This is a genomic window from Natrialba hulunbeirensis JCM 10989 (assembly GCF_000337575.1).
GTDB classification, from domain to species: Archaea; Halobacteriota; Halobacteria; order Halobacteriales; family Natrialbaceae; genus Natrialba; species Natrialba hulunbeirensis.
The window spans coordinates 50,029-75,598 of record NZ_AOIM01000020.1; the positions used below are offsets into that span (position 1 = coordinate 50,029).

Consider the following 25,570-nt stretch of genomic DNA (forward strand, 5'->3'; position numbering starts at 1 on the left):
TCTACGGACTCACCCCCAGCGCCATCACGACCTGCGCAGTTCCGACCGCGACGATCAGGAACGTGATCACGCCAACGATCGACGTTTTCGAACCCGACCCGACGCCACAGACGCCGTGGCCCGAGGTACAACCCTTGCCGATCCGGGTGCCGATCCCGACCAGAATCCCGCCAAGGAACAGCCGCCACGGCTGAACGTCAGTTAGCCAGAGCGAGAACCCGCCGAGGTCGTACAGCTGGCCGGTCGTCCCCGATTCGTAGAGCCCACTCGAGACTACTCCTGACTGGAACGTGAGCGCGTAGACGAACGCGCCCCCGATGATCCCGAGCGTGAAGACGACGCGCCAGTCCCGTGAGGAGACGTATCGCTGGAACCGCGACTGATCCGAGACGTACGAGAGGGTGGACTCGAGGAACGTACTTGCGCCGGCTGAAATGCCGGTACCGAGGTAGATAACGACGGCACCGAGTCCGACGAGCAGTCCACCGACGGCGTACCGACTGATGCCGGCGGGAAACAGCGACTCGGACAGCGCGGGTACGAAGAGTTCAAGTTCAGTAACCATTCGTCTGGTGGATATGGGAGTTAGTCACCGGCCAGCGACTCCTGGCTGGCGGCGCAGTTGTTCGGGCCGAGCTCGAGTTCGAACGCTTCCTCGTCGCCGGTCGCTTGCTGGCCGAGATTCGTCGCGATGATCTGCTCGTAGTTGGCCGGCCGTGGTGGCATGTCCGAGAGGATCAACTCGACGAATTCGTCCTTGTCCATCGTCAGGGCAGCCATGTCCTTCTCGAGTTCGCCGATCGATGCGGTGTAGGTACCGTCCGCTGCAGGCACGGCCGAGTCGCTGAAGTGAGCGCCACCGATCAGGGTGTCGTCTGGGAGCGAGAGCACGCGCTCCTGCAGGGAGTCGTAGAGCTGTTTTGCGGCGTCTTTAGCGCCCTCATCACCTTCTTCCAGGTCGGGACGAGCGACGCTCTCGACGAATAGCCCGTCGCCGGTCGCGAGCAGTTCACCGTCGATCAGGTACGACGTCATCCCGGACGTGTGGCCGGGCGTGAAGATGGTCTCGATGGTAGCGTCACCGACCTGGAACTCGTCGCCGTCGTCGGCCACCGTTACATCGTCGGCGTAGGTGACGCCGCGGTCGACTGCGGCCGCAGGGATACTGCCTTCGACGCCTTCTGCGGCGAGGGTTCGAATACCCGAGATGTGGTCCGCGTGGATGTGCGTGTCAATCGCGTATTGCAGGTCGACGCCGAGTTCGTCGGCGTCCGCGAGGTAGCGGTCAGTGAACGCGCGCAGTGGGTCGATGACGGCTGCTTCGTCGCCGTCGTGGACGAAGTAACCGAGGCAACCCGACGATGGCCGCTGATACTGTAGCAGGGTTCCCGCCCCATCGTAGCGTTCGACCTCGACGGCCTCGTAGATGCTCGCCCACCCGTTCATCCCGTCCTCGAGGTGGTTTACGTCGTAACCCTGTTCTTTGAGCGAGCCGGCGACGAACTCGCTGGCGCCGCCTTTCGCACAGAGGACCGTGACTGCTTGGTCGTCCGGAATCTGTGCAAGAATCTCGTCGTCGATCTCCTCGTCAAGGAAGTTGAAGTACGGGACGTTGATCGACTCGACGTTCTCGCCATCGATCTTCCACTCGTTGTAGTCTGACTCCATTCGAGCATCGAGGAGCGTGACGTTCTCCTTCGCGTCGATACGCGCTTTCAACTCGGTCGGCAGTACTGATTCGACCTCGACATCCGGCGTCGGAAAGTCCATCTCATCCATGGTGTACACGTCCCAGTACCGGTCGTTCCCACTTAAGACTTCGTATGGTATTCCCAAAATCATACAATACAGTGGGTCCCGATACTCATGTACAACCTGCTTATGCACGTGTATAGGTCTCAAAACCGGTGAAGGATATCTGTGGATACCGATAGGTGTTCGCCAGTAGTACAATAATCGACATCCTTTTATACACTCCCATAATATTGTGGGATAGCTCCAATACAGAGCACAGATATCAACTATGAGTTCGGAATACGATGTGACTGAGACACTCGACGTAAAGGGACAGTCCTGCCCGATGCCGATCGTCAAAACCAAACAGGCCATCGACGATCTCGAGAGCGGCGATCTTCTCGAAGTCGTCGCGACTGACTCTGGCAGTATGAGCGACATTCAGGGTTGGGCGGCTGGGACCAGTGGGGTCGAACTCCTCGACCAGGTCGAGGGCGACGATCTCTACACTCACTACGTCAAGAAAACGGAATAACATGAGTACGGACAATCAAACGCCGTCAGCGGACGATGCCGACCCTGCGTCCGACGCCGCCGAACTGCAGGCGCTTCGCGAGCGAGTCGACGAGCTCGAAGCGTCTCTGAGCGAACTGGACGACGCCGACGAGCAACAGAAACTGACGATCGTCGCTACCCAGGGTAGTTTCGATATGGCGTACCCGCCGCTGATCCTTGGGAGCACGGCCGCTGCCTTCGGCTGGGATGTCGTCGTCTTCCACACGTTCTGGGGACTCGACATCCTCCACGAGAAGAAATCGAAGAACCTCAAACTGAGTGCCGTTGGCAACCCCAACATGCCGATGCCGAACGCCCTTGCTGCGATCCCCGGCATGGACCGCATGGCGACGCGAATGATGGAGAAGAAGATCGACGAAAACGGAACCGCCACCATCGAGGAACTGATCGATCTCTCACTCGAGAGCGGCGTGGATCTGCAGGCGTGCCAGATGACGATCGAACTGATGGACTACGACGAGGACGACTTTTACGACGGCGTCACGACCGGCGTCGGTGCGGCAACTGCACTGCAACATATGGCTGAGTCCGATATTCAGCTTCTGGTGTGACGTGGGTTTGTCACGGGTTGCAACTGCAGCCATACTGACTTCTGGTCACCGATCCGACCCCTCCTCTCTGACTCGTGTGCTTCTGGCACACGAATATTTATCCAACGCGGTGTCTGAACTCTCTCTATGGATGTCTCCGGGAGTCCGCTGTCGGCTCCAACCGACAAGCCAGCAACACTGGTCGACCGCCTGAATATCAGGCGACAGGCAGTTTTCGTTGCGATTACGTTTGTCGGCATGATCGGTGGGCTCCTGGGTAGTTGGTTCGGTGCACCGTCGTGGGTTATCTGGGGCTGTTATGTGGCCGCCTACGTCTTCGGGGGGTGGTACGGACTCAAAGAAAGTATCGCAGCCCTGCGAGAACCTGCCGTCGAGATCGACCTCTTGATGATCGTTGCTGCACTCGGTGCGCTCTATATCGGCGCGCCGTTCGAAGGCGCGATGTTGCTGTTTTTGTTCTCGCTTTCGGGCGTCCTCGAGGAGTACGCGATCGGGCGCTCGCGAACCGCGATTGAATCACTGGTCGAGATGCGACCGGAATCTGCGCAGATCCTTCGCGACGGCAGGGAAGTATCGACCCAGGTCGACGACGTCGAGGTCGGTGACGTCTTCGTCGTTCGTCCCGGTGATCGGCTCCCGCTCGACGGTGTCGTCGAGGCCGGCGAGAGTACGGTCGATCAGTCGTCGCTCACCGGCGAATCGGTTCCGGTAACGAAGGAACCGGGCGACGAGGTGTTCAGCGGGACGATCAACGAGACGGGGAGTCTCGAGGTACGGGTCACTCGAGAAGCCACGGAGTCGGCGATCTCCAGACTCATCACGATGGTCGAGCGAGCCCAGGAGAAACGCGCGCCGACCCAGCAACTCATCGATCGATTCGAGCAGCCCTACGTTCTCGGCGTTTTCGCGATGACTGTCGTCGCGGTCGCGGTTCCGCTTACGGTCCTGAACCACGCCTTCGAGCCGACGTTCTACCGTGCGATGACGCTCATGGTTGCAGCGTCACCGTGTGCGGTCATCATCTCGACGCCGGCAGCGGTTCTTTCGGCGATCTCCGCCGGTGGTCGACAGGGTGTCCTGTTCAAAGGTGGTGAGCACATCGAAACGGCGGGCAACGTCGATGCGGTCGCGTTCGATAAGACGGGGACGCTGACCGAGGGGAACACCCGGCTGACAGACGTGAGCGCACGTAAGGGCGCGTCCGCCTCCACCGATGGCGGCTCCGTCGATAGTAATCTCCTCGAAGCTGCTACCATCGAAGACGGAACCCTGACCGACGAGCAACTGCTGGCGCTCGCGGCGGCCGTCCAGTCACGATCGGAGCACCATCTCGCCGAGGCGACCGTCGAGGCCGCCACCGAACGCTCACTCGAGATACCCGCAGCGAGCGAGTTCGAGGCGGTCGTCGGCAAGGGCGTCCACGCGACTGTCAAGGAGCGGACGATCCACATTGGAAACCCGCGGTACGTCGAAACCGTACTGGATGGACGACCGATCGATGGTCGGGAGGATGGACTCGAGGCCGTCCGTGCGCTCGAATCGCACGGGAAAACGAGCGTCCTCGTCGTCAGCGAAACTGACGAACAGCTGTGCGTCCTCGGGTGGCTCGCGTTCACCGACACGATTCGTCCCGACGCGGCTCAGATGATCGACCAACTCCGCGCGCGTGGCGTCGAACAAATTGTCATGCTCACCGGCGACAACGAACGGGTTGCCCAGTACATCGCCGAGGAACTCGGGATTGACGAGGTGTACGCGGGATTGCTCCCCGAGGAGAAAGTCGAGCACATCGAGGCGCTTCAGACGCGCCATGAGGCCGTCGCGATGGTTGGCGACGGCGTCAACGATGCGCCAGCGCTCGCGACAGCGGACATCAGCGTCGGCATGGGTGGGGCCGGAACCGACGTGGCACTCGAGACGGCTGACATCGTCCTCATGTCGGACAAACTCGATCGGCTCCCCTATGCGTTCGCGCTCAGCAAGGAGACGCGCCGAACGCTGTACATCAACTTCGCGATCGCGTTCGGCGCGATTGCGATCATGGTGATTGCGATCCTCACCGCTGGGATCCCGCTCCCGGTCGCAGTCGTTGGCCACGAGGGGTCGACCGTCCTCGTCAGTCTGATCGGCTTGCGGTTGCTTCGGTTCGACGGGTGAGCGAGATTGCGTACCGATGACCGGTGGGCGAACGCGACACGACTCCGTTCGCCCGCCCTCCGCGGCGAGATGTTGTACGCTGTGTCGTTTACTGGAGGGAACGCGTCGTTCTGGGGCTGATTGTGCGGCCGTCCTGCCTCGTCGGTACTGGTTGGCGATGTGTTTCAGTTCTCTCCGAAGTGACACTGCATCGGCTCCTGTCGTGGCTCCGATCGACGTACTCTCGTTGACGTGAGGCTGACTGTTTTACGCCCTGAAAGACGAACCTTGAGTCTTTTTCCAATCGAGCAACCTCTCCAATCTCCACTGGTCATTTATACTCACGTCTGATCTGAGGGTTCGCTATGACTGGAGAGCCATCCTCTTGTTCGAGCGAGCGAGGTGTTTATGGTATTGGGACTACAACACAAATACGTGAGTTCACAGCAATCTGAATCGTCGGTCGACAGTATCGGAATCGTTCTCGAGACGGCGGATCCAGAACGGGCCTGGAACGCGCTTCGCCTCGGGATTACAGCGGTTGCGGACGGACACGAGGTCTCGATATTCCTTCTGGGAGAAGGGGTCGAGGCCGAGGGGATTACAGACGAACAATTCAATGTTCGCGATCGTATGGAAGCGTTCGTCGATGCCGGCGGCGACTTGCAGGCGTGTGGGACGTGTCTCGAAATCCGAAACAGCGAAGAAAGCGAGTACTGTCCGATGTCGACGATGTCGGATCTTCTCGAGATTGTCACCGCGTCCGATCGTGTGCTGACGATCGGGTAGTCGACGGTCCACACCACCAGCAGTATCGCTCTACAGATGAGCAAGGCGAGTTCCTCGGGGCTCGACCTTGAGGCAATTCACACTTCTCTCGAGGTGTCCGTAACGGACTGCAAAGATCGGCTGATTCTCGATTGTGTGGGGCCCGTTCGAGTGTCACTACCGTCACTGCCCGTTGTCAAGCGTTTATTGTGAAAATGGGTGTACCGACGCTAGACCGTCCCTCCCTGAAGATACCTGTTTAGACGAACGGGACGACATCCGGCAGCGGAAGCACTGGTACGATGAACAGCCCCGCGAGCGTGACCAGTCCCATGAGCACTGGAACGAGGACGACTGCGGCGTTCGTCTGTTCGAGCACTCGACCAAGGTCGTTCCTCATGTTGGACAACGAGGGCGTCGTACTCTGACGAAGGATCACCAACTCGAGTGCAAACAGGATGACAGTCGCACCAGCCGACACCATACAGAACGGGCAGATTGCACCGATGACGCCCAGCTGCAGGTAGACGAAGTACGCCGAGAAGGCGACGCCACTTGCCGTGATCGGCGTCAGAATTTTGAGGAGCAGCGGGTGCCGGGTGTCGAACCACCAGAGTGCGAGTCCGATCGTCGTCAGGTAGTAGAAGCCACCCAGGGTCGCGAGCGGAATCCCGAGGACGTAGGCCCACTGGCTGGTGATTACTTCGATGCTTCCCTGCACCGGTGCGTCAGCCGGTATTGCAGGAATTGCAAACAGGTGTATCGCCGTTAGAATAACCGTCACGAGCCAGCCGAGTACCGCAACGAGCGAGAACGCGCCGAATAATGCCGACACTCGGGGTGAGTACTCCCACTCGTAATCGAATTCCACCGGCCGCGCTATTTCTGTTGACATACAATACCGGGTTGGCGAGGGCAGTACAAAAGTGTTGTGCACTACAAACAATTCTACAAACCCGGATGCAGGAGACTCTTTTTTAAAGGAATCATACTCAATACGGGTCTCTGGATCTCTATCGGTGTCTTCCCGACCACAACTGCCGATTATCGATGACCGTTTCTCGGTACTCGCACTCCAATACCGGTTGTCCCGGTGGGTCATTGCAGTCGCTTTGCGGAGTTAGTATTGTGCCTGTGAGTCACTACACCGGTCCTGCGGAGTTACTCGTGCGCCGTGGGGTCGATACAGGTCTGGACGCTGGCCGTCTCCGCGTCAGGACGGTGGAACGAGCAGTACGTTTCCGTTCGATTGCGCGACGAGGTCTTCCGAGACACTCCCGAGTAGTAGCCGCCGAAGCCGACTGTGGCCGCGCGAGCCAACTAGAATCGTCGTCGGATCGACGGCGTCTTCGACGGCGAGAATTTCGGCAGCGGGATCTCCCTGGCGACGTTCGATTCGTGTGTCGATTTCCCACTCCTCGAGTTGCGCTGCCAGCTCGCTGAGTCGTGTGTCGGGATCGTCGTCCGACGGCTCTGGGTCCTTCGGTGTCTCGACGTGAACGAGCGTCGCCTCCTGCGTTGCGTGCCGGAGGTACGAGAACGCCTCGAACGCATGGTCGGCGTTTTCGGAGAAGTCCGTCGCGTACAGCATCCGCTGGAAGAGGTGCTGTCTCACGACGGACGGATCGTCTGCCTCGCGCTCGATTCGGTTGACGAGCAGCGGGGTCTCGGTCGTTCGCGCGAGGTTGCGCGCCGTCGAACCGATGACGCGGTTCTCGAGTGGACTCTTCCCGCGTGAGCCGACGACCGTGAGACTCGCGCCGATCGTTTCGGCGATTCCGCGGATCCGTCGGTGTGGCGTTCCGCGGACGACGTGTGTCTCGACATCGAAGCCAGCGCGCTCGATGACGTCCTCGTAGCTTCGAATCGCGTTCCGACGCCGTTTCTCGAAGTCGATAGCGGGCATGCCCGCGTGGACGTTCGACGGGATGACCGTTACGAGATGCATCTCCTCAATGCCGATTCGGCCCAGACACTCGAGGCAGGTTTCGTTCTCGATGGTCGCCTCGCTGGCAGCCGAGAGGTCAGTAGCGAGTACGGCTTTCATACTGGATGTAGGTGTTGACGATATAATATTGTTTGGGCTGGCCAATACAATGGGTCAGTCTGCGCGAACGATGTGTCTGCTGTGGCAACCGGTCTGACCGATACCTGACTGTCTATCCTGTCTGGAACCTGATGATGCGCGCCACACGTTCTGTGGCAGTCAATTCTGGAAGCTATATCTCCATAACGTATGAGAATATCTCCATTGGATAGCCGTTACATAGCCCGGAGTAATATTGTCCTGTATTCCCAAAAGCGTTATACACCACACTCGGGTAGTGATGAGTGAGTAGCAATCCATGATCCGCGCACAACCGAATCCGATCGGAGGTCGAGACACATGATCGAAGCCACTGCCCTTTCGGGCCCAGTCCAGGCCACGCTCCTCGTTGGCGCCATCTTCGCACAGGCGGTTTTCCTCTATGCCGGTTACGGCGTCCTCGGACGGGTTGCAACATCGCTCCTCGAAACGATCACGGGCACATAACCAATGGAAATACTGGGACTCAGCCTGGGCCTGTTGGTGCTGTTCGTGAGCTTCGGCTTCATGGTGGGCGTTCTCTTCGGATTCTTCGGCATGGGCGGTTCGTTCCTGATTACGCCGACGCTGCTGTTGCTCGATTATCCGGCATCAGTTGCGATCGGTAGTGGACTGGCGTTTTACTTCGGCACCTCCGTGATTGCCGTCCTGAAACACTACGACGTCGGTCAGGTCGACTACAAGTTGGGGGCAATCCTGTTCGTCGTCCTCTCGGTGGGGATCGAACTCGGCAGTCGGCTCGTGTTCGGACTCGAAGCGCTCGGAATCGCCGACCTCGTGACGGGCGTCGCGTACGTCGTCCTCCTCGCGGGAATCGGGGCGCTGTTCTTGCGTCGGGCGTACAACATCGACGACGAGGCTGCCGAATCGGATGTCGCCGACGAGGAGATTCCACCGATTGCCCGGAAGATACAGTCGTACACCGTCCCACCGATGATTTCGTTGTCTTCGGGTGGCCGTGCGTCGGCGTGGACGATAACGGGTGCCGGCGGTAGCGTCGGTCTCATCTCGGGGCTAATCGGCGTCGGTGGCGGGTTCATCCGTATGCCTGCGATCTACTATCTGATCGGCACGCCGCTCACTGCCGCGGTCGGGACCAGCCTGTTCGCCGGACTGTTCTCGGGTGCGTTTGGGACCTTCACCTATGGTATGTCCGGTAGCGTCGACCTGACGGTCGTTTCCTTGCTGCTGGTTGGCAGCGCACTCGGCGCGAGAATCGGCTCCGCGGCGACCACGATCGTCGACGAGGACGAGGTGATCGTTTACTTCGGACTGATGATGGTGTTCGCAAGCGTCGGAATCGGCCTCAGCGAACTTGCGAACTGGCTGGGAACGGGTGCGCTCGACCTGGTGAGCGTTCTCCTGCTCGTTGGTTCGTCGTTCGTCGTCGCCTCGATGATCCTCTATCAGGTGTTCACGTCGATCACCGAAGACGATGCGAGTACGCAGCCGACCCCTGACAGTGGTGACTGATGCAGTCGATGATGGACAGCACGGATCTGGCTAATGTGGGCGGCATAGACGAACAGATTCAACCGTGATGCTCGTCGCGACCGTTGCGCTCGTGCTCGCCCTCGGCGTCGCCTCCCGCGTCCTCGCGGACCGGCTCCGGATCCCGAGTGTCCTCTTCCTGATCGTCGCAGGAATCGCAATCGGCCCCGAACTGCTCGGCCTCGTTTCTCGAGAGACATTTGGCGGCGGCCTCTCGGCGATAGTCGGCGTGAGCGTCGCGATTATCCTCTTCGAGGGTGGGTACCACCTCCGTCTCGCAAAACTCCGCGAGAGCCCGACGGTCCTCTTCCGGCTCGTCACCGTCGGCGCTGCAATCACCTGGCTCGGGACGGCGGCCGCTGTCGTCGTGTTTCTCGAGACCAGCCTCGAGGTCGGCCTGCTGGTCGGCGCGCTGTTGATCGCGACCGGGCCGACAGTGATCGGTCCCATCCTCCAGGTCGTCACCGTGCGGGATCACGTCGCAGCGGTTCTCGAGGGCGAGGGTATTCTCAACGACGTAACAGCGGCGATTTTGGCTGTCGTCGTCTTCGAGGTTCTCATCGCCGGGAACGGAACGCCAGCCACACTCGTCGCCGACTTCGCCCTGCGGCTGTTCATCGGCCTCGCGTTCGGTGCGATCATCGCCGGCCTCGTCTGGCTGGTCCTCGACTACGGTGGCTCACGCCCCTGTACAGCGCCGTTACACGCTCGTCTGATCGTACTGGCCGGCATCGTCGTTGCCTATGCCGGGGCCGAAACGGTCGCCAGCGAGACGGGTATTGCTGCCGCTGCGATGGCTGGGTTCGTGCTCGGAAACGTGACTCTCCCATACCACGAGGACGTGATCGGATTCCTCGACGATCTCTCGGTCGTCGTCCTCTCGTTCGTTTTCGTCGCGCTGGCGGCGTTGATCGACTTCTCAGACATCCGCGCGCTCGGGCTAGCCGGCCTCGCTATCGTCGTCGCGGTCACTCTTGTGCTCCGACCCGCCGTCATCTATCTCTCGACGACCACCGCGCGGTTTACCGACAACGAGCGGCTGTTCCTCAGCGCTGTCGGGCCGCGGGGAATTATTCCTGCCAGCGTCGCAACGTTGTTCGCCGTCGAACTGCAGGCGCTCGGCCGCCCACAGGAGGCGCAGTTGCTCGCTGGCACCGTCTTTCTCATCATCTTCGCGACGGTCGTCCTCCAGGCCGGCCTCGCACGACAGCTCGCACAGTACCTCCAGGTTTCACCAATGCGCACGATACTCATCGGCGGGGGACGAGTCGGACTCTCCCTCGCAGAACGGCTCGAACAGGACGGCGAGAACGTACTCCTCATCGATCAGGATCCTGATGCGGTCGAGACGGCCCGCAAACGCGGCCTCACCGCACTCGAGGGCGACGGCACTGACGCCGACGTACTCGAGTCGGCGGCTGCTGACAGTGCGAAAACAGTCATCGCAACCACGCCCGACGATGACGTCAACCTGCTGGTCTGCCAGCTCGCGAAGACGACGTTCGACGTCGAAACGGTTGCTTCGCGGGTCAACCAGCCGGACAACGTTGGTGCCTTCGAATCGCTCGGTGTCCGTGCGATCGATCTCTCGATGGCGACGGCGTGGTCACTCGAGAACGTCCTCGAGCGGCCATCGCTATCGGCGTGGATGAACGAACTTGGCCGAACGGGTGATGTACAGGAGATCGAGGTGACAGCAACGGACCTCGTCGGGAAGACGATCGCTGACCTCAACGCCGAAATCCCCGCTGGTGTTATCGTCGGTCTGCTCACCCACCGGGACGGCGCGACCGAGGTTCCGACGGGCGATCACAAGTTGCGGGATGGCGACCGTGTGACGTTCCTCGGGCAAACGGACGCTGTCGACCGCGCAGTCAAACGGTTCCACCCACACGATTGACCGCTTGACGGTCTGACCTGGCGGTCTCTCCATCGATTACGGTATTTGGACCCAGATCCAGTTGTGTCGCCCCTGTCTTGCCTATATCAGACACTACCGCCTCATTCAAACTGCTGTCCGACTTACCGACGCCTGTCTGGATCACTAGTATCCCTCCCAGCTACTCGTGGCTGAATCCGCCGCGCTCGTGTCTCTGTGACACCTTTGTACGTACAGGATCCCCGTTTCGTTTCGAGCGCTTCTCGAGTATCCACTCCGTTATTTCGCCGCCTATTCCCAGCTGCCGCTGTGCTCCATATTGTACAAAGCGTGCAAAACCTTTAAACGCTACCAGCCCATAGACTGGGATGATGACAACTGATATCGATAGCGGATCGGCGGCCCACTCCCCGACTGACCCGCTTCACGTCGACGGGAAAGACCACCTCGATGACGTCGTTTCCGAGCACGACGTCGTCCTCGTGGACTTCTTCGCAGATTGGTGTGGCCCGTGCAAGATGCTCGAACCGGTCCTCGACGACCTTGCGGCAGAGACAGACGCAACGATCGCAAAAGTCGACGTCGACCAACACCAGCAACTCGCCGGCGCGTACGGCGTCCGCGGCGTTCCAACGCTTGCCCTCTTCGCCGGCGGTGAGCAGGTCGAACAGCACACCGGCGCACTGCCAGCCGACCGACTGCAGACGCTCGTCGAAAACTACACTGAATGAGCACGGACACGCCCATCACTGACGCTACCGTTCGAGACGTCGTGATCGTCGGCTCCGGTGTCGCCGGCCTCTCAGCTGCCGTCTACACTGCCCGTGCGGACCTCGAGCCACTCGTCCTCGAGGGGCCCGAACCCGGCGGCCAGCTGACGCTGACGACTGAGGTAGAGAACTATCTCGGCTTCCCCGAGGGAATCGGCGGCATGGAACTCATCCAGAACGGCAAGGAGCAGGCCACGCGCTTCGGTGCCGAGTTCACCCACGGGACCGTCGAGACTGCCACACTCGAGGAGCAGCCGTTCGCACTCGAGTTGGCAAGCGGCGAGACGATCCGAACGCGAGCCCTGATCGTCGCGACCGGTGCGAGCGCCCGCTGGGTCGGCGCTGACGGCGAGGACGAGCTGATGGGCTACGGACTCTCGACGTGTGCAACCTGTGACGGTGCGTTCCACCGCGGCGACGACGTGCTCGTCATCGGTGGCGGCGATTCGGCGATGGAAGAGGCGCTCTTCCTTGCGAAGTTCGCCGACAACGTGACGGTCGTCCACCGACGCGATGAGCTTCGCGCGTCGGATATCATGGCCAAACGTGCCCGCGACCACGACGCGATTGCGTTCCGCTGGAACACCGAACTGCTCGAAATCCACGGCTCCCAGGAGGACGGCGTTACCGGTGCGACGCTGGTCCGCCACCCCGACGGCCACCCCACGGCGAAACTCGAGTCGGGTGAGGTCGACCACGAGACGGTCGATGTCGGCGGCATCTTCTACGGTGTCGGCCACGTCCCGAACACGGAGTTCCTCGCGGAGACGGCCGTCGAACTCGACGAGGCCGGGTATATCCGAACCGAACCGGGAATGACGACCGAGACGGCTGTCGAGGGCGTCTTCGGCGCTGGTGACGTGATGGACCCGGACTACCGACAGGCGATTACGGCCGCTGGTACCGGGAGCATGGCCGCGCTCGACGCCGAATCGTGGCTCGAGACTCGCGAGGCTGCTGAGCACGCCTCACCTCCGCTGGCAGAAGCCGAACTCGATGACTAATCTCACTGGTGTCTCCTCTCACTGACTTTCCTCGAATCACCCACCTCCCGTCGGTATAGCCACCTTTCACGCTGTCCGCAGCACATCGTTGTGACCGCCTCTCTCGTTTGCGTCGTCCGGTGTCAGCGCGCGACGTCGAAACCGGGCGTTTCCCACCCTGATCCCACTCGCTGAGAGTGGTGCTCATCCTCTATGGTGTTCCACCGCGTACACTTGCGTATGAGTGAACAGATCCTCCTCCCATACGACGGTTCGGCACCCTCGGAGAAGGCACTCGAGTACGCCCTCGAGACGTTCCCCGATGCCGACCTCACTGCACTGTACGTGGTTCCGGCACCGCGAGGCTACTGGGCGGCTTTCGAGGAGCCGGAAGACAGAATTCCAAACGCAGAGCGGGCCAAAGAACGCGGTCGGGAGCTCCTCGACGAGGCCGCAGCGACGGCGACACAGCAGGATCGGGAACTCGAGACCGACCTGATCATCGGTGAGCCAGAGCACGTTATCGTCGGCCAGGCTGCAGAGGGCGGGTACGACTCGATCGTTATCGGGAGTCACGGCCGCGAGGGCGTCTCCCGGGTGCTGCTCGGCAGCGTTGCAGAGAAGGTCGTCCGGCGGTCTCCGACACCGGTCGTCGTCGTCCGGTGACACAGCACGCTACTCGAGTAGCGGTGCCAGGCGCACCGAGTCGCGCACTGGTCGCATAGAGCCACTGCTCGTCGCCACGAGCTTGTTACCTCGTGGCATTCCATCGTCTAAGAGCCGCGTGGTGTCTGAAATCTCAGTGGGGTTGGCATCCTGGTGAGCAATTTCCAAAGGCAACCGGCTACCATCTCAGATAACCCACCGAAACTCTATTAAGAAGATGAATAGGTCACAAAACATGGTCTGCTTACCCAATCGGATCGTTGGCGATGCACACACGAGTACACGTGGCTGGCAACTTGTCGAAGCACTTGCTGATCTCCGCGACCGGATGCCGGGCAGCGAGGGAGAACGAGCTGGTGCCGACCTAGTGGCGAAACAGTTCGAGGAGATCGGACTCGATACCGTCTCGACCACGGAATTTCCGATTCCAGGCTGGGAGCGAAACGCCGCCTCTGTTAGCGTTGACGACCACAATCTGTTCGAGCGATCTCACGAAGTCGTCGCACTTCCTGGCACACCAGCAGAAACGGCGTCCGCCGAACTGATCGATATGGGGTACGCCCTTCCCGAAGATTTCGACGGTGTCGATCTGGAGGGGAAGATCGTGATGGCCTCAAGTCTCACACCCGACGATTACGGTCGGTGGGTTCACCGCGGTGAGAAATACTCCTATGCCATCGAAGCCGGTGCAGCCGGGTTCATTTTCACAAACCATATCGAGGGCTGCCTTCCCCCAACGGGCAGTATCGGGGATCGGAACGGTCCTGGAGCGATCCCAGCGGTTGGTGTCTCGAAGGAAGTCGGGGACAGGATCGAGCGATACTGCAGGGACGAGACGACCGAGGCGACGATTGCAGTCGATTGTCAAAACACCGAGGCCACTTCTCGGAACATCGAGGCAACGGTCGGTCCGGACACTGACGAAGAGGTCCTCTTCACCGCCCATGTCGACGCTCACGATATCGGTGACGGCGCAAACGACAACGGCGTCGGCTGTGCGCTCGTGACAGCGGTCGGTCGACTCCTCAAACAGATCGAAGACGATCTCGAAACCCGCGTTCGAGTAGTGATATTTGGTGCCGAAGAGACCGGGCTATATGGCTCCTACTACTGGACGCATACACACGACCTCGATCGAGTGAAATGCGTTCTCAATATGGATGGTGCGGGCTACTCGCGAAATCTTTCGATCCATACTCACGGCTTCGACGCAATCGGTGAGGCGTTCGAAGAAGTAAGCGAGGAATTTGGTGTGCCGATTGACGTGGAATCCGGGATCCGCCCACACAGCGATCACTGGCCGTTCGTCCAACGTGGCATCCCTGGCGCACAGGGACGTACAACTGCCGACGGTAGCGGACGTGGCTGGGGACACACCCATGGCGATACCCTCGACAAACTGGATATTCGGGACCTCCGCGAGATATCGGTCCTTCTGACAGCCGGCGTCGTCAAACTCTCAGAAACCAGTCGACAAATCGAACGAGTGGACGACGCGGAAATACGCGATGCAACGGAAGAGCAACGGTTTGCTGTCGGAATGAAAGCGACTGACGACTGGCCGTGGGGCGACGAGGTTCGCGTTTGGCCCTGGGACAATGCCTAATTAGAGGTCGATCATTTCTATTCGACTCTGAGCTTCTCGGTCGTTCTGCTATTTTGCTCTGGTAACTCTACCCGTAGTGTTGGTCGCGAGCGTTGGCCCCAGCACGAAGCATCGAGACGGTTGCTTCGTACGCATCAACGTATCGTTCGGCTTCGACCGCCGTCGTGCGATCACCAACCCGCTCGACACCGGGCGTGCGGCCGGCACCAGCTGCGTGATTTGTCGCGGCCCAGTCCGCCGAAATGGTGACCGGGGAGTCCGGGCGCGAGACAGGCATTGTGTCCGCGTTCTTCACGGCTCGGTAAGCCGCAGTGCGAATGTCCGGACGCGTTTCCGCGGGCGAGCGGCAGGTTGCACTGAATCGATCGATACCCTCTTTGACGACCACGGTTTCGACTGCGTCCCCTAGCTCTTCTCGAGCTTCGGAAGCGGTCGCATCGTCTCCGGTTACGAGTCCCACAGGAACGTCGAGCGAGCCGGCAAAACAGGCGTTCCATCCTAACTCACCCACCTCACGACCGTCGACTCGGAGTCGCACTAGCTCGTGACCCATGAAGGTGTGATTGAGGACAGCGCCGGCAGTCCCTGCCTTGGCGTGGTAGCCGATGAACAGCGCAAGGTCGTGATCCGACGAACACCCCTGCATCATCGACCGCGGCTTGGTGTTTCCCCTGATGAGTGTGGCTTCGTCGTGGAGACTCGCTCGAGGCAGGTTCGTCATCGTTGCGTGGGCGTCGTTGACAAGAATCGAATCTGCCCCGCCCTCGAGTGCCCCCTCGATCGCTGCGTTCACGTCGTCGACGAACAGCGACTGGGCGTCGGAATACGCCGTTTCGTCCTGGACGACATCGGTCGGCGCAGCAACGCCGGTGACGCCTTCCATGTCGGCGGAAACGAAGACATCCATACTTGCTGAACGGTGTGACGTTTCAAAAAGGATCGGGAGAAATGACTACCGCGAACGTTGTCTCGGATGTACGGTCATCGATCCACGAACACCTCCGCAGAGCAGCGGCCAAATGAGTGGCAAACAGCTCACTATCGGTTGAGAGCTGTGGGGTCAGTCGAACTCGAAACTGTCCGTTGATAGGATCGTCCGTGCCGCTCGCTCCAGAATCTCAAGCCCGTTCCTCGCCTCGTCGAGGTCGATATACTCGTCGACAGTATGTGCCTGGGCTAAACTCCCTGGCCCCCACGTGATTGCTGGAATATCGGCGTGATTGATGAACTCACGGACGTCGGTCGATGCACGAATCCCCCATGGTTCCGTTGGCGCATCCGTCACCGCCGTCGAGTGGTCACGGAAGATTTCCGCCAATGGGTGGTCGATCGGGATTTCGGCCGAGGAATACGTCTCGTTGCGGTTCCACGTGGCTTTGATACCATGGTCGCGGTTGAGTTCTGAGACGAGTTGTTCAATCTCGTCGTCTACCGCATCGATCGTCTCGTCGGGGAGAATCCGTCGATCAAGGGTGACAGCCGTCCGATCTGCGAGCACAGCCTTATTCGACCCCTCACCCGCACTGATCTGCGTGACAGTGGCGTATGCCCGGCCACAGAGCGGATCGCGTCGTTCGCGGAGGGTGGCGTCGTAGTCGTTCAGTCTGGCAAGAACCGGTCGAACGTGGTCGATCGGATTCGCCCCTCGATCAGGGTCGCTCGCGTGTGCGGGTTCTCCGGGCCACCTAATCTCGTACCACGCCATGCCTTTTTCGCTGGTTGCGACACGACACTGCGTCGGTTCGAGCACGACGCCGACATCGCCGTCGAAACCCGCATCGAGAAGCGATTTGGTCCCGGGATCGGCCGTCTCCTCGCCCATCGCGGCATGGACGACAATCGACCCATCCAGGCACCCGTTCTCGATATCCGATCGGAGATTGAGAGCCGTGAGCATGGCACTGGCGATGGCCGTCTTCATGTCAACACTGCCGCGGCCATAGAGTCGACCGTCCTCGATGACGCCGCCGTAGGGAGGATACGTCCACTCATCGGAATCGCCCGCGGGGACGACATCCAGGTGCCCGTTCAACACTAACGTAGGACGGCCGGTTCCAATTCGTGCGCCCACCTGTTGGCGGTCAGGATCGGGTTCGTCAATCAGCGTCGATTCAATTCCGTGGTGTGTGAACCAGTCGTGGACGTACTCGGCGCACGCACTCTCGTTCCCCGGTGGGTTCTCAGACTCGAGGCGAACCAGTGCGGCGGCGAGCGACGGAAGATCAGTCGGATACCGCTTTGTCTCACTCGATTCTGGGCTCATGACGAGTACTCCATTTCGGTTTCCGCCGCTCCGTACTGGTCCGCCACGTCACCGAGCGTCGGTTCGATGCGAGTCACGTCACCGACCGCTCGCTTTGCGCCAGCAGTGTCTTTGAGCCCTATCCCGGTGACGACTGCAACGACAGACTCGTCGGAGCTGATGATTCCCTGCTCGCGGGCCCGGCGAATGCCGGCAATGGGGGCCGCGCCTGCCGGTTCGGCGTAGATTCCTTCTGTCCGCCCGAGCACGGTCTCAGCGTCGAGGATGTCGTCGTCGGTCACGGTCAGTGCGGTTCCCCCACTCTCCTCGAGTGCCCGACAGGCCTTGAGCGTGTTTCGGGGCCGACCGACGGCGACCGAGTCGGCGAGCGTGTCCGCGACCTCGTCGATTTCGTCGTGACCGTGGAAGGCATCGTGGATCGCGCTCGCCCCTTCGGGCTGGACACCGAGCATTTTGGGCGTGTCGTCGACGTAGTCCAGTTCGGCAAACTCTCGGAACCCTTTCCAGCAGCCGCCGATCGTACACCCGTCACCCATAGAGAAGACGACCCAGTCGGGAATTGAATCCTGCGTCTGCTCGGCGAGTTCGTGGCCAACTGTTCGCTTCCCCTCGATCTGGAAGGGGTTGATCGCCGCATTTCGATTGTCCCAGCCATAGGATTCGGTGACCTCCATACTCAGATCATACGCTTCGTCGTAGCTCCCAGCGACCGCGAGGACGTCCGCTCCGTAGACACGGGGCTGGACGAGTTTTCCTTCGGGGGCGCTCTCGGGCACGAATATGCGACAGTCGAGGTCTGCTCGTGCCGCGTAGCCTGCGAGCGATGCGGCGGCGTTCCCCGTCGACGCGCAGGTAACGATGTTCCGGCCGGCGTGGCGTGCCTTGGTGACGGCGACACTGGTCGCACGATCCTTGAAACAGCCTGTCGGGTTCAGACCGTCGTTTTTCACGCGAACGTCGACCCCGAGTTCAGTACTCAGTTGCGGTGCGTCGAGCAGGTCCGTCCCACCCTCATCGAGTGTGATCGGCGTCGCTTCCGTGTCCACTGGGAGGAACGCACGGTATTTCCACTGGGTCTGGATGGTCCCATCAAGCGGCGCATCGAACCGTTCGTTGATGATGTCGTAGTCGTACACAACCTCGAGAATACCGGCGACACCGTCGTGTTCCGGACAGGTGTACATGATCTGGTCGGGATCGTACGTCGCTCCACAAAGCGTACATTCGAGGGTTTCGACGTGATCGAGTGACATACGGTACCTTGCGTCTGCTGCTATATTATATCACTACCAGCCAGTCGGTGTTCGAACACGAGCGAGAACCCATGGAAATACATGCTCGAGAATGGAATTGTACCGCTCTCGATGAGTACCGCTGGTGCTCGAACGCTGTTGAAACGCCTCTCGAAAGAGGTGGACGTACCGGGCCTGGATCTCGAGAGTGGCGAGTATCTAACGCCCTACGGAGCACGCCGTGGTGTCGCGAGACGCTGTCCCGAGAGCACGGCGCACAATGATCACAGCGGCCGCTTCGCCACGCCGATCCGAAGACGACCTTGGAAATGTACTCGCATATCAGCGCGGGCGAGCTGGGAGGGGACAACACAGCGGTGTTCGACGATGAATGGGCGAACGATGAATCTTCGAACCGAGTCCACTACGCCGTTTCGACGTGATGACAGAGTCACATTTCCATCGTCATTTTGAGTGGATGCGGAGCGTAATTGACACCTTACTGAGGGATTGGTTTGATAGTGTAGGAGAACCGAGGGTAACGTTTATTTCTTCGCATTTTTCATTATGGTTGTGACAGATATCACCAATACTCTTCTGCAATTTTCACGATTGCACCTCACAAATGATGAGCATACCTATCTAAAATAGGACTTCTAAACATTATATGTGCGATAATGGTGGATGATCTTCAAAATCTTCTACAACAAGGTCATGCCTTGTGCCAATATATCTTGGGATATCTTCCCAAGAAACTACAATTTATCAATAATGACAATTTATATTGATAACTCGTAATAGATACGCCGTCAGCGGTTAAAATGTCTGGCTAAAAGACAATTCGCCTCCGTCGATTAGAAACGGTATCCCAGAGGAAATATACCCACTCAAATGAGTGGGTGATCTCGCTAGTTGTTTCCAGCCGCGGTTGGACTACCTACCTCGAACGAACCACGCAACTGCAACGCATAGAGAATGCCAGCTACACCGAGTGCTCCAAGCCGGATCCAGAGCGATGGAACAGCCATTATAATGACTCCAAGGACGACGTATATGCCTCGGCTTCCAATGTTCGTTACGCGACTCGTACCGAAGATCGGTTTGTGGTAGTTCAGGCCGTGAATGATGCTGATTGCGCCGAGCAGCGCCAGTCCACCCGAGACGAACGTCATCGTGGATGCTCCGCCGATGACGATTTCGGGGTTGTAGATGAAGGCGAACGGGAGGATATAGAGTGGTGCTGCCAGTTTGAGCGCCTCAAGCGAAGTGCGCCAGAAGTCGGCCTTCGCAACACCGGCAGCTACCACAACAGCAATCGCAATCGGCGGTGTGATTCCCGAGAGAATCGCTGCGTAGAGCACGAAGTAGTGAGCGGCGAGATCAGGAACCATGAAGTCGCTGACCAGCGCCGGCGCGATGAGCAGTGCGACCAGCGAATAAGCGGCGACCGTCGGCATCCCGAGACCGAGGAGGATGCAGATGAGCATCGCGATAATCACTGCCAGAAGCATGACGCCGCCTGAGAGATCGATGAGGATGAGCGAGAGAATCCCGGGAATACCCGTCGAGACGAGTACATCGACAATGCCGTTGACGGAAGCGATGATGATCACGATCGGTGCCAGAATGATCGCACCCTCGCGGAATCCCTCGACCGTCTCGAGGAGTTTGGTCCACAGCGTCGAGGTTGGTGATTCGTCCTCGACCTGCGTCGATCGAATTACCGGGACGCTGATTCCGAGTACGATCATCGAGATAACGGTATAGAGCGCGGATGTCATGACGGTCCACTGTAGGATGCCCAGCAAGTAGATCAGGATCCCAAGCGGAACGGCGTACATGACGCCCTCGAGTATGAGTTGCTGTTTCGACTTCACCTCGTCAACGTGGTTGGACACGTCGAGCTCTACATCACTACTCTGGGCGAGCCACGTGTAGTGGACCCCGGCGGCCACAGAGAAGAAGAAGATCGCGGCTGGAACGAGACCAGCAATCACAACGTCGATGTACGTAATTCCCAGCAGCGACGCCATCACGAACGCCGCCGCACCCATGACGGGAGGCATGATTTGGCCGCCCGTCGAGGCGACGGATTCGATGCCGCCCGCAGTTTCGGATTTCATGCCGCTGTTCTTCATCAGGGGAATCGTGAAGGAGCCGGTCATTGCCGCGTTCGCCGTCTGCGAGCCGTTGATCGAGCCGATGATGAGGCTCGCGATGACAGCCGACTGAGCGACGCCGGACCGAAGGACTGTCGCGGCTCTGAACGCAATGCGGATGATGAGATCAAATGCGCCGTAGGCTTTCAGCAGCCCAGCGTACAGCAGGAACGGTGCGACCCACGCGGCGACGATTTCGGAGAGATTCCCGTAGAATCCGTCGATCTCGAGAACCATGATGTTGAGAATACGAGTCTCCGAAAACCCGGAGTGGGTGAGCACACCAGGGAAATATTCTCCGAAGTAGCCGTATCCGATGGTAAACAAGATCACACCGACGAACGCGAGGCCGAAGGCCCTGTACGTTAGATAGATGAGGGCGGCGGCAAAGACCGCGGCGAGCCAGAGCTCGTGATTGAGAGCGTAGCCGACCCTCGTCGTGACCAGGGTGTTATAATTCGCGTAGAGGTAGACGGTTGTAACTGCCGTCACGATGCCGATCACTGCCAGAAAGGCACTGTGTAGTAGGCGGTGCTTGTCGCTACTGGCATCAGTAGCGGCATCGGGACTGGACCCGTCGCTCTCCTCGCTGGCTTCCGATTCGAGAACGCTGTCCTCACTGTTGCCGTCGCCATCATCGCCGCTGAGTTTGAGATATTCGTCCAGCAGATAGACGAATATGGCGAGACCGACGAAAGCGACCGTATACCTCGCGCGAGGAAGCCACGACCAGGTCGCGTAGGCGATTACCCAACCCCACAACGCGATCGCAGTGAGTGTCAGCACCAGCCGGGATGGTTTCAATTTTATATCCATAGTTTATCAAGTAGTGACAAGTGGTACCGAGCCAGTTACTCGCCGCGCGTCCAGGAATCGTCCCATGCGCCTTGATCTTCAAGGAAGTCAGCGACACCGGGGTGGACAGGCTGGTCGCTCATGTACGCGCTGGCCATGTTGTCGACGTCGGAGTGATCCGGGTATGCCTCCTGGGCGTCACGAGCGTCTTCCCAGTGTTCGTGGCTAATTTCGGCGACTTCGTAGGCGACATCGGCGGGCATGTCCGCCGAGAAGAAGAACTGGAACGTTTCCCGCCAAGTGAAGACCTCATCGGCACCAATGTCCTGATCGTAGCCATAGACATCTATGGTATCAGTATCGACGCCGTCGGTCTCTGCGGCACCTTCGCGGAACTCCTCAGTCGTTTCGACAGCGTAGAGGTCTGACCGAGCGTCGACTTCAGTCGCCCAGCCAGGAAGATTGACACCGTTTGCTCCATAGGAGATCAGGGCATCAACGTCACCTTCGTCTACTCGGCCGGGAATATCACCCGTGTCGGCGTCAAGTTCGTTTGCCTCGAGATCCTCGCGAATACCGATGCTCTCGTGAACTGTATTACTGAGTTGTCGGAGCCCCCATCCCGGTGGAAGCATCCAAACGGTAATATCCTCGTCAAGGAGGTCGTCGGTTGTTTCGATTCCAGACCCGTCGAGTGCGAGCCAGTGAAGGTCAAGAACACCGATTTGGAAACCCTGGTACGCAATCCCGTCGACGGGGTCTTCCTCAAACGGCTCCTCGTCGTTGAGCGCGTTGGTCGAGATGAAGTTGCTCGCTGAGTAGCCGTCGATTTCGCCGTTGTTGTAAAGCCTGATGCTCGCCGGGTCTCCGCCTGAATCCTGAGCGTCGAACCGCACCGAATCAGATTCGTTCTGAACGACTGCCTGGAGCGCCTGCGTAGACTGTCCCGTAGTAGATGAATCACCCGGAATGCCAATCGAGACCGCTTCGACATCGCTGTCGAGACAGCCAGCAAGTCCCATCACACTGACACCACCAGTCGCTTTCAGAAAGCTACGCCTATCAATTTGCCTTGATGCCATGTCCCATGCTGGGTGTAACCAATAAATAAAGATTACTATTACCGGCGCTGCAATAATGTTAGACGTTCTACACACCTTCTCTCTGGTAGAAGTAATTACTATCGTCGTTACTGGCGAAATCGTCTGATTCGACGTCCCTCGCCAGCAAATCGAACTGCGGGCAGTACAATTCAACACTCGAGTATACGTGTCGTGTACACCACGATGACGAGCGTACCCGAACCTACCTGAAGATCAACCGCTGGTGGCAATCCGATTATAGCAGTCGATCGGCGATGATGTTCTTCTGAATCTCGCTCGTGCCTTCGTAGATTTTCGTGATACGAGCATCACGGTAGTAGCGCTCTGCGGGGTAGTCCGTAACGTAGCCCGAGCCGCCGTGGACCTGAATGCCCTCGTCTGCGACCTTGACTGCGATCTCGCTGGCAAACAGCTTCGCCATACTCGAGAACTGCGCGGCGACGTCCTGGTTGTTCTGCTCGACTTCGGTTGCGGCGCGGTAGGTCAGCGAGCGAGCGGCCTCGACGCGGGTCGCCATCTCGGCAAGTTTGTGCTCGATGGCCTGGAACTCACCGATCTTCTGACCGAACTGCTCTCGTTCGCCGGCGTACTTGATTGCGGCGTCAAGCGCACCCTGTGCAGCGCCAACAGCCTGTGCAGCGACGTTCGTTCGACCGGAAGCGAAGAACTCCATCAGCTGGTAGAAGCCCTTGTCGACCTCGCCGATGACGTTCTCTTCGGGGACGCGCACGTCGTCGATGACGACCTCTGCGAGGTCAGAGGCGCGGATGCCGAGTTTGTTATCGATCTTCTCGGTTGAGACGCCGTCGGTGTCCATCTCGACGAGGAAGGCGGTGATCCCGCGGTGGCCCTCGTCCGGGCTGGTCTTGGCCATCAGAACGCCAACGTCGGCGACGGTGCCGTTCGTGATCCACATCTTGTTCCCGTTCAGGACGTAGCCGTCACCGTCCTCCTCAGCAATAGTCTCGATGCCGGCGACGTTCGAGCCGTGTGCGGGCTCGGAGATCATCGAACAGGAGGCCGTCTCGCCGTTCGCGACCTTCGGCAGCCACTCCTCTTTCATCCACTCGTCACCGAACTCGACGATCATGTTCGTCCCAAATCCTGCACTCCCGACCGCGGAGCCGATTCCGGGATCTGCTCGCCACAACTCTTCGGTAACGATCGTCTTCGAGAGCTTGTCCATACCGGCCCCGCCGTACTCGAGTGGGATACTCGGCGCGACGAAGTCGTATTCGGCAGCTTTCCGCCGGAGATCCTCTGGGTACTTTCCTTCGCGGTCGTGTTCCTCCGCAACCGGCTGTATCTCGTTTTCACCGAACTCACGCACGGCATCACGGATAGCTTCGTGCTCACCGGATAGACTGAATGCCATATGGGAACTCATCAAACGGTAGTAAAAGTAGTTTCGAGTCGCGTCGGTACACACAGGGTAACTGATACTCACCAACAGTGTTGGATCATATCTGACGATCTCACGCGTTGCCTGCCCAGTCGCCACTCATCCCGACTCGTTCGCCGTCCTCCCAGACGTAGAATCCCTCACCCGTTTTCTTGCCGAGGGTGCCTGCCCTGACTTTCCGGCGGAGTGTCTGTGGTGGTCGGAACCGCTCACCCAGTTCCGAGCGGAGGTGTTCGGCGATGTGAAGGCGGACGTCGAGTCCCACGTGGTCTGTTAGTTCGAGTGGTCCCATCGGGTAGCCGTACCCGATCCGCATCGCCTCGTCGATATCCGCCGGGCTGGCAACACCCTCTTCGACCATTCGAATCGCCTCGAGTCCGGTGACAACGCCGAGTCTCGAGGAGGCGAATCCAGCAGTATCGCGAACGACGACATCTTCCTTTCCGAGACCACGAACGTAGTCGATAGCGACGCTCTCTGTGCGTTCGTCTGTCTGTTCGGCAATCACGATTTCGACCAGATCCATCAGGTGCGGCGGGTTGAAGAAGTGAAGACCGACGGCGCATTCGGGTTGCTCGAGCGCGCTCCCGATCTCCGTTACCGATAACGAGGACGTGTTTGAGGCGATGATCGTTCCCTCGTCGGTCGCCGCCTCGGCATCGGCAACAACCTGTTTCTTGAGGTCCATATCCTCCGGCACTGCTTCGATCACCAGCTCGGCGGCTTCGACTGCCGCTTCGAGGTCGGTCTCTCCTTCGATGCGCTCAAGCGTCTCTGCCATCGCTGTTTCCGTCACTTTGTCCCGGTCGACGCCGCCCTGCAGGTTCTCACGGATTCCCGCAAGCCCCGCTTCGACGAACTCTGATTCGACATCGCGCAGCACAACATCGTGACCAGCCATCGCCGATACCTGTGCGATTCCATGCCCCATACTGCCTGCTCCGAGTACTGCAATTCGCATAGGTGTCTGGACCACAGATATCATGAAAAACGTTCGCATTCGGTCCGAGTGTGACGAGTTACTCGATGGGGCGTCGCGGTTCGTTCCGTATCACTCGTTGCGCACCGGACGGATCTTGAATCCGTACCGTGTGACGCCTTCCTGGGTATAGATTCGGCGAATCGTCGTCTCAATTTGGTCTCCGACAGCGAACGCGGACGGTTCAGCGTCAGTCCCCATCGCCGGAACGCTGATGGGTTCCCTATCGGTTGCCGTCTCGAGTGCGACGATCGCCGCTGCGTAGTCACCTGCCCGGGACTGTTGTGGGGCGAACTCCGGGGGCGCACCTCCCTGCGAAATCGTCGTTACAGCCTCGATCCGACCCGTATCCGCGAGTTCGACTGTCTCGTACTCGACGAGCGAGCCACAG

At 59.4% G+C, this 25,570-nt stretch carries 23 protein-coding genes; 11 read left to right on the forward strand and 12 right to left on the reverse strand.

Annotated features, from left to right (window positions below; all coding sequences use genetic code 11):
• Nucleotide 1: 1 nt before the first annotated feature.
• Nucleotides 2-565 (reverse strand): YeeE/YedE family protein, encoded by a 564-nt coding sequence (locus C483_RS07930; protein ID WP_006652835.1) that lies wholly within the window; start codon nt 563-565, stop codon nt 2-4.
• 20 nt (nt 566-585) lie between these two features.
• Nucleotides 586-1,779, reverse strand: a complete 1,194-nt coding sequence (locus tag C483_RS07935; protein WP_006652836.1) for an MBL fold metallo-hydrolase — start codon at nt 1,777-1,779, stop codon at nt 586-588.
• A 244-nt stretch (nt 1,780-2,023) separates the two neighbouring features.
• On the opposite strand from C483_RS07935, the gene C483_RS07940 reads away from it, so the two are divergent.
• The 4 genes from C483_RS07940 (at nt 2,024) to C483_RS07955 (ending at nt 5,786) form a co-directional block, all read left to right on the forward strand.
• Nucleotides 2,024-2,269 carry a sulfurtransferase TusA family protein gene (locus tag C483_RS07940; protein WP_006652837.1) on the forward strand — a complete coding sequence of 82 codons (246 nt, stop codon included), beginning with the start codon at nt 2,024-2,026 and terminating at the stop codon, nt 2,267-2,269.
• A 1-nt stretch (nt 2,270) separates the two neighbouring features.
• On the forward strand, nt 2,271-2,861 hold the full coding sequence (locus C483_RS07945) for a DsrE/DsrF/DrsH-like family protein (protein WP_006652838.1): 591 nt from the start codon (nt 2,271-2,273) through the stop codon (nt 2,859-2,861).
• 126 nt (nt 2,862-2,987) lie between these two features.
• Nucleotides 2,988-5,018 carry a heavy metal translocating P-type ATPase gene (locus tag C483_RS07950; RefSeq protein ID WP_006652839.1) on the forward strand — a complete coding sequence of 677 codons (2,031 nt, stop codon included), beginning with the start codon at nt 2,988-2,990 and terminating at the stop codon, nt 5,016-5,018.
• A gap of 414 nt (nt 5,019-5,432) precedes the next feature.
• Nucleotides 5,433-5,786 (forward strand): DsrE family protein, encoded by a 354-nt coding sequence (locus tag C483_RS07955; RefSeq protein ID WP_006652840.1) that lies wholly within the window; start codon nt 5,433-5,435, stop codon nt 5,784-5,786.
• A 238-nt stretch (nt 5,787-6,024) separates the two neighbouring features.
• On the opposite strand, the gene C483_RS07960 is transcribed toward C483_RS07955, so the two are convergent.
• Nucleotides 6,025-6,660: a vitamin K epoxide reductase family protein gene (locus tag C483_RS07960; protein ID WP_049912498.1), complete on the reverse strand. Its 636-nt coding sequence runs from the start codon at nt 6,658-6,660 to the stop codon at nt 6,025-6,027.
• Between the two features lie 318 nt (nt 6,661-6,978).
• Complete coding sequence (locus C483_RS07965; RefSeq protein ID WP_006652842.1) at nt 6,979-7,812, reverse strand: universal stress protein; 834 nt, start codon at nt 7,810-7,812, stop codon at nt 6,979-6,981.
• Nucleotides 7,813-8,151: 339 nt separating this feature from the next.
• On the opposite strand from C483_RS07965, the gene C483_RS20415 reads away from it, so the two are divergent.
• The 7 genes from C483_RS20415 to C483_RS07995 all read left to right on the forward strand — a co-directional run bounded on the left by C483_RS20415 (nt 8,152) and on the right by C483_RS07995 (nt 15,246).
• Entirely contained in the window at nt 8,152-8,298 is a 147-nt protein-coding gene (locus tag C483_RS20415) for a DUF7512 family protein (RefSeq protein WP_006652843.1), read from the forward strand.
• A 3-nt stretch (nt 8,299-8,301) separates the two neighbouring features.
• Complete coding sequence (locus C483_RS07970) at nt 8,302-9,324, forward strand: sulfite exporter TauE/SafE family protein (RefSeq protein WP_006652844.1); 1,023 nt, start codon at nt 8,302-8,304, stop codon at nt 9,322-9,324.
• Between the two features lie 67 nt (nt 9,325-9,391).
• Nucleotides 9,392-11,242, forward strand: a complete 1,851-nt coding sequence (locus C483_RS07975) for a cation:proton antiporter domain-containing protein (RefSeq protein WP_006652845.1) — start codon at nt 9,392-9,394, stop codon at nt 11,240-11,242.
• Between the two features lie 350 nt (nt 11,243-11,592).
• On the forward strand, nt 11,593-11,952 hold the full coding sequence (gene trxA / locus C483_RS07980) for a thioredoxin (protein ID WP_006652846.1): 360 nt from the start codon (nt 11,593-11,595) through the stop codon (nt 11,950-11,952).
• Nucleotides 11,949-12,995 (forward strand): NAD(P)/FAD-dependent oxidoreductase, encoded by a 1,047-nt coding sequence (locus tag C483_RS07985; protein ID WP_006652847.1) that lies wholly within the window; start codon nt 11,949-11,951, stop codon nt 12,993-12,995. The genes trxA and C483_RS07985 overlap by 4 nt, the downstream gene beginning before the upstream one ends.
• 219 nt (nt 12,996-13,214) lie before the next feature.
• The gene (locus C483_RS07990) at nt 13,215-13,640 is read left to right on the forward strand and encodes a universal stress protein (RefSeq protein ID WP_006652848.1); all 426 of its coding nucleotides are present in this window, start codon (nt 13,215-13,217) and stop codon (nt 13,638-13,640) included.
• A 235-nt stretch (nt 13,641-13,875) separates the two neighbouring features.
• The gene (locus tag C483_RS07995; protein ID WP_006652849.1) at nt 13,876-15,246 is read left to right on the forward strand and encodes a M28 family metallopeptidase; all 1,371 of its coding nucleotides are present in this window, start codon (nt 13,876-13,878) and stop codon (nt 15,244-15,246) included.
• Nucleotides 15,247-15,313: 67 nt separating this feature from the next.
• On the opposite strand, the gene C483_RS08000 is transcribed toward C483_RS07995, so the two are convergent.
• The 8 genes from C483_RS08000 to C483_RS08035 all read right to left on the reverse strand — a co-directional run.
• Nucleotides 15,314-16,153 carry a M55 family metallopeptidase gene (locus C483_RS08000; protein ID WP_006652850.1) on the reverse strand — a complete coding sequence of 280 codons (840 nt, stop codon included), beginning with the start codon at nt 16,151-16,153 and terminating at the stop codon, nt 15,314-15,316.
• A 153-nt stretch (nt 16,154-16,306) separates the two neighbouring features.
• A complete protein-coding gene (locus C483_RS08005; RefSeq protein WP_006652851.1) occupies nt 16,307-17,509 on the reverse strand; it encodes a M20 family metallopeptidase in 1,203 nt (400 codons plus the stop codon).
• The gene (thrC, locus tag C483_RS08010) at nt 17,506-18,762 is read right to left on the reverse strand and encodes a threonine synthase (protein ID WP_006652852.1); all 1,257 of its coding nucleotides are present in this window, start codon (nt 18,760-18,762) and stop codon (nt 17,506-17,508) included. Before thrC ends, C483_RS08005 begins: the two co-directional genes overlap by 4 nt.
• A gap of 887 nt (nt 18,763-19,649) precedes the next feature.
• Entirely contained in the window at nt 19,650-21,686 is a 2,037-nt protein-coding gene (locus C483_RS08015; RefSeq protein ID WP_006652853.1) for a TRAP transporter permease, read from the reverse strand.
• 65 nt (nt 21,687-21,751) lie between these two features.
• Nucleotides 21,752-22,717 carry a TAXI family TRAP transporter solute-binding subunit gene (locus C483_RS08020; protein WP_006652854.1) on the reverse strand — a complete coding sequence of 322 codons (966 nt, stop codon included), beginning with the start codon at nt 22,715-22,717 and terminating at the stop codon, nt 21,752-21,754.
• A 316-nt stretch (nt 22,718-23,033) separates the two neighbouring features.
• Nucleotides 23,034-24,173, reverse strand: coding sequence for an acyl-CoA dehydrogenase family protein (locus C483_RS08025; RefSeq protein WP_006652855.1), 1,140 nt, complete (start codon nt 24,171-24,173; stop codon nt 23,034-23,036).
• 100 nt (nt 24,174-24,273) lie between these two features.
• Entirely contained in the window at nt 24,274-25,161 is an 888-nt protein-coding gene (locus tag C483_RS08030; protein WP_006652856.1) for a 3-hydroxyacyl-CoA dehydrogenase family protein, read from the reverse strand.
• A 90-nt stretch (nt 25,162-25,251) separates the two neighbouring features.
• Nucleotides 25,252-25,570 (reverse strand): Zn-ribbon domain-containing OB-fold protein (locus C483_RS08035; protein ID WP_006652857.1); only part of this gene is annotated, 319 nt, incomplete at its 5' end.

Bases quoted from the DNA above. Each gene is read 5' to 3' on its own strand.
- C483_RS07930 (WP_006652835.1), bottom strand. From the start codon at position 565: ATGGTTACTGAACTTGAACTCTTCGTACCCGCGCTGTCCGAGTCGCTG.
- C483_RS07935 (WP_006652836.1), bottom strand. From the start codon at position 1,779: ATGGATGAGATGGACTTTCCGACGCCGGATGTCGAGGTCGAATCAGTA.
- C483_RS07940 (WP_006652837.1), top strand. From the start codon at position 2,024: ATGAGTTCGGAATACGATGTGACTGAGACACTCGACGTAAAGGGACAG.
- C483_RS07945 (WP_006652838.1), top strand. From the start codon at position 2,271: ATGAGTACGGACAATCAAACGCCGTCAGCGGACGATGCCGACCCTGCG.
- C483_RS07950 (WP_006652839.1), top strand. From the start codon at position 2,988: ATGGATGTCTCCGGGAGTCCGCTGTCGGCTCCAACCGACAAGCCAGCA.
- C483_RS07960 (WP_049912498.1), bottom strand. From the start codon at position 6,660: ATGTCAACAGAAATAGCGCGGCCGGTGGAATTCGATTACGAGTGGGAG.
- C483_RS07965 (WP_006652842.1), bottom strand. From the start codon at position 7,812: ATGAAAGCCGTACTCGCTACTGACCTCTCGGCTGCCAGCGAGGCGACC.
- C483_RS20415 (WP_006652843.1), top strand. From the start codon at position 8,152: ATGATCGAAGCCACTGCCCTTTCGGGCCCAGTCCAGGCCACGCTCCTC.
- C483_RS07970 (WP_006652844.1), top strand. From the start codon at position 8,302: ATGGAAATACTGGGACTCAGCCTGGGCCTGTTGGTGCTGTTCGTGAGC.
- C483_RS07975 (WP_006652845.1), top strand. From the start codon at position 9,392: ATGCTCGTCGCGACCGTTGCGCTCGTGCTCGCCCTCGGCGTCGCCTCC.
- trxA (WP_006652846.1), top strand. From the start codon at position 11,593: ATGACAACTGATATCGATAGCGGATCGGCGGCCCACTCCCCGACTGAC.
- C483_RS07985 (WP_006652847.1), top strand. From the start codon at position 11,949: ATGAGCACGGACACGCCCATCACTGACGCTACCGTTCGAGACGTCGTG.
- C483_RS07990 (WP_006652848.1), top strand. From the start codon at position 13,215: ATGAGTGAACAGATCCTCCTCCCATACGACGGTTCGGCACCCTCGGAG.
- C483_RS07995 (WP_006652849.1), top strand. From the start codon at position 13,876: ATGGTCTGCTTACCCAATCGGATCGTTGGCGATGCACACACGAGTACA.
- C483_RS08000 (WP_006652850.1), bottom strand. From the start codon at position 16,153: ATGGATGTCTTCGTTTCCGCCGACATGGAAGGCGTCACCGGCGTTGCT.
- C483_RS08005 (WP_006652851.1), bottom strand. From the start codon at position 17,509: ATGAGCCCAGAATCGAGTGAGACAAAGCGGTATCCGACTGATCTTCCG.
- thrC (WP_006652852.1), bottom strand. From the start codon at position 18,762: ATGTCACTCGATCACGTCGAAACCCTCGAATGTACGCTTTGTGGAGCG.
- C483_RS08020 (WP_006652854.1), bottom strand. From the start codon at position 22,717: ATGGGACTTGCTGGCTGTCTCGACAGCGATGTCGAAGCGGTCTCGATT.
- C483_RS08025 (WP_006652855.1), bottom strand. From the start codon at position 24,173: ATGGCATTCAGTCTATCCGGTGAGCACGAAGCTATCCGTGATGCCGTG.
- C483_RS08030 (WP_006652856.1), bottom strand. From the start codon at position 25,161: ATGCGAATTGCAGTACTCGGAGCAGGCAGTATGGGGCATGGAATCGCA.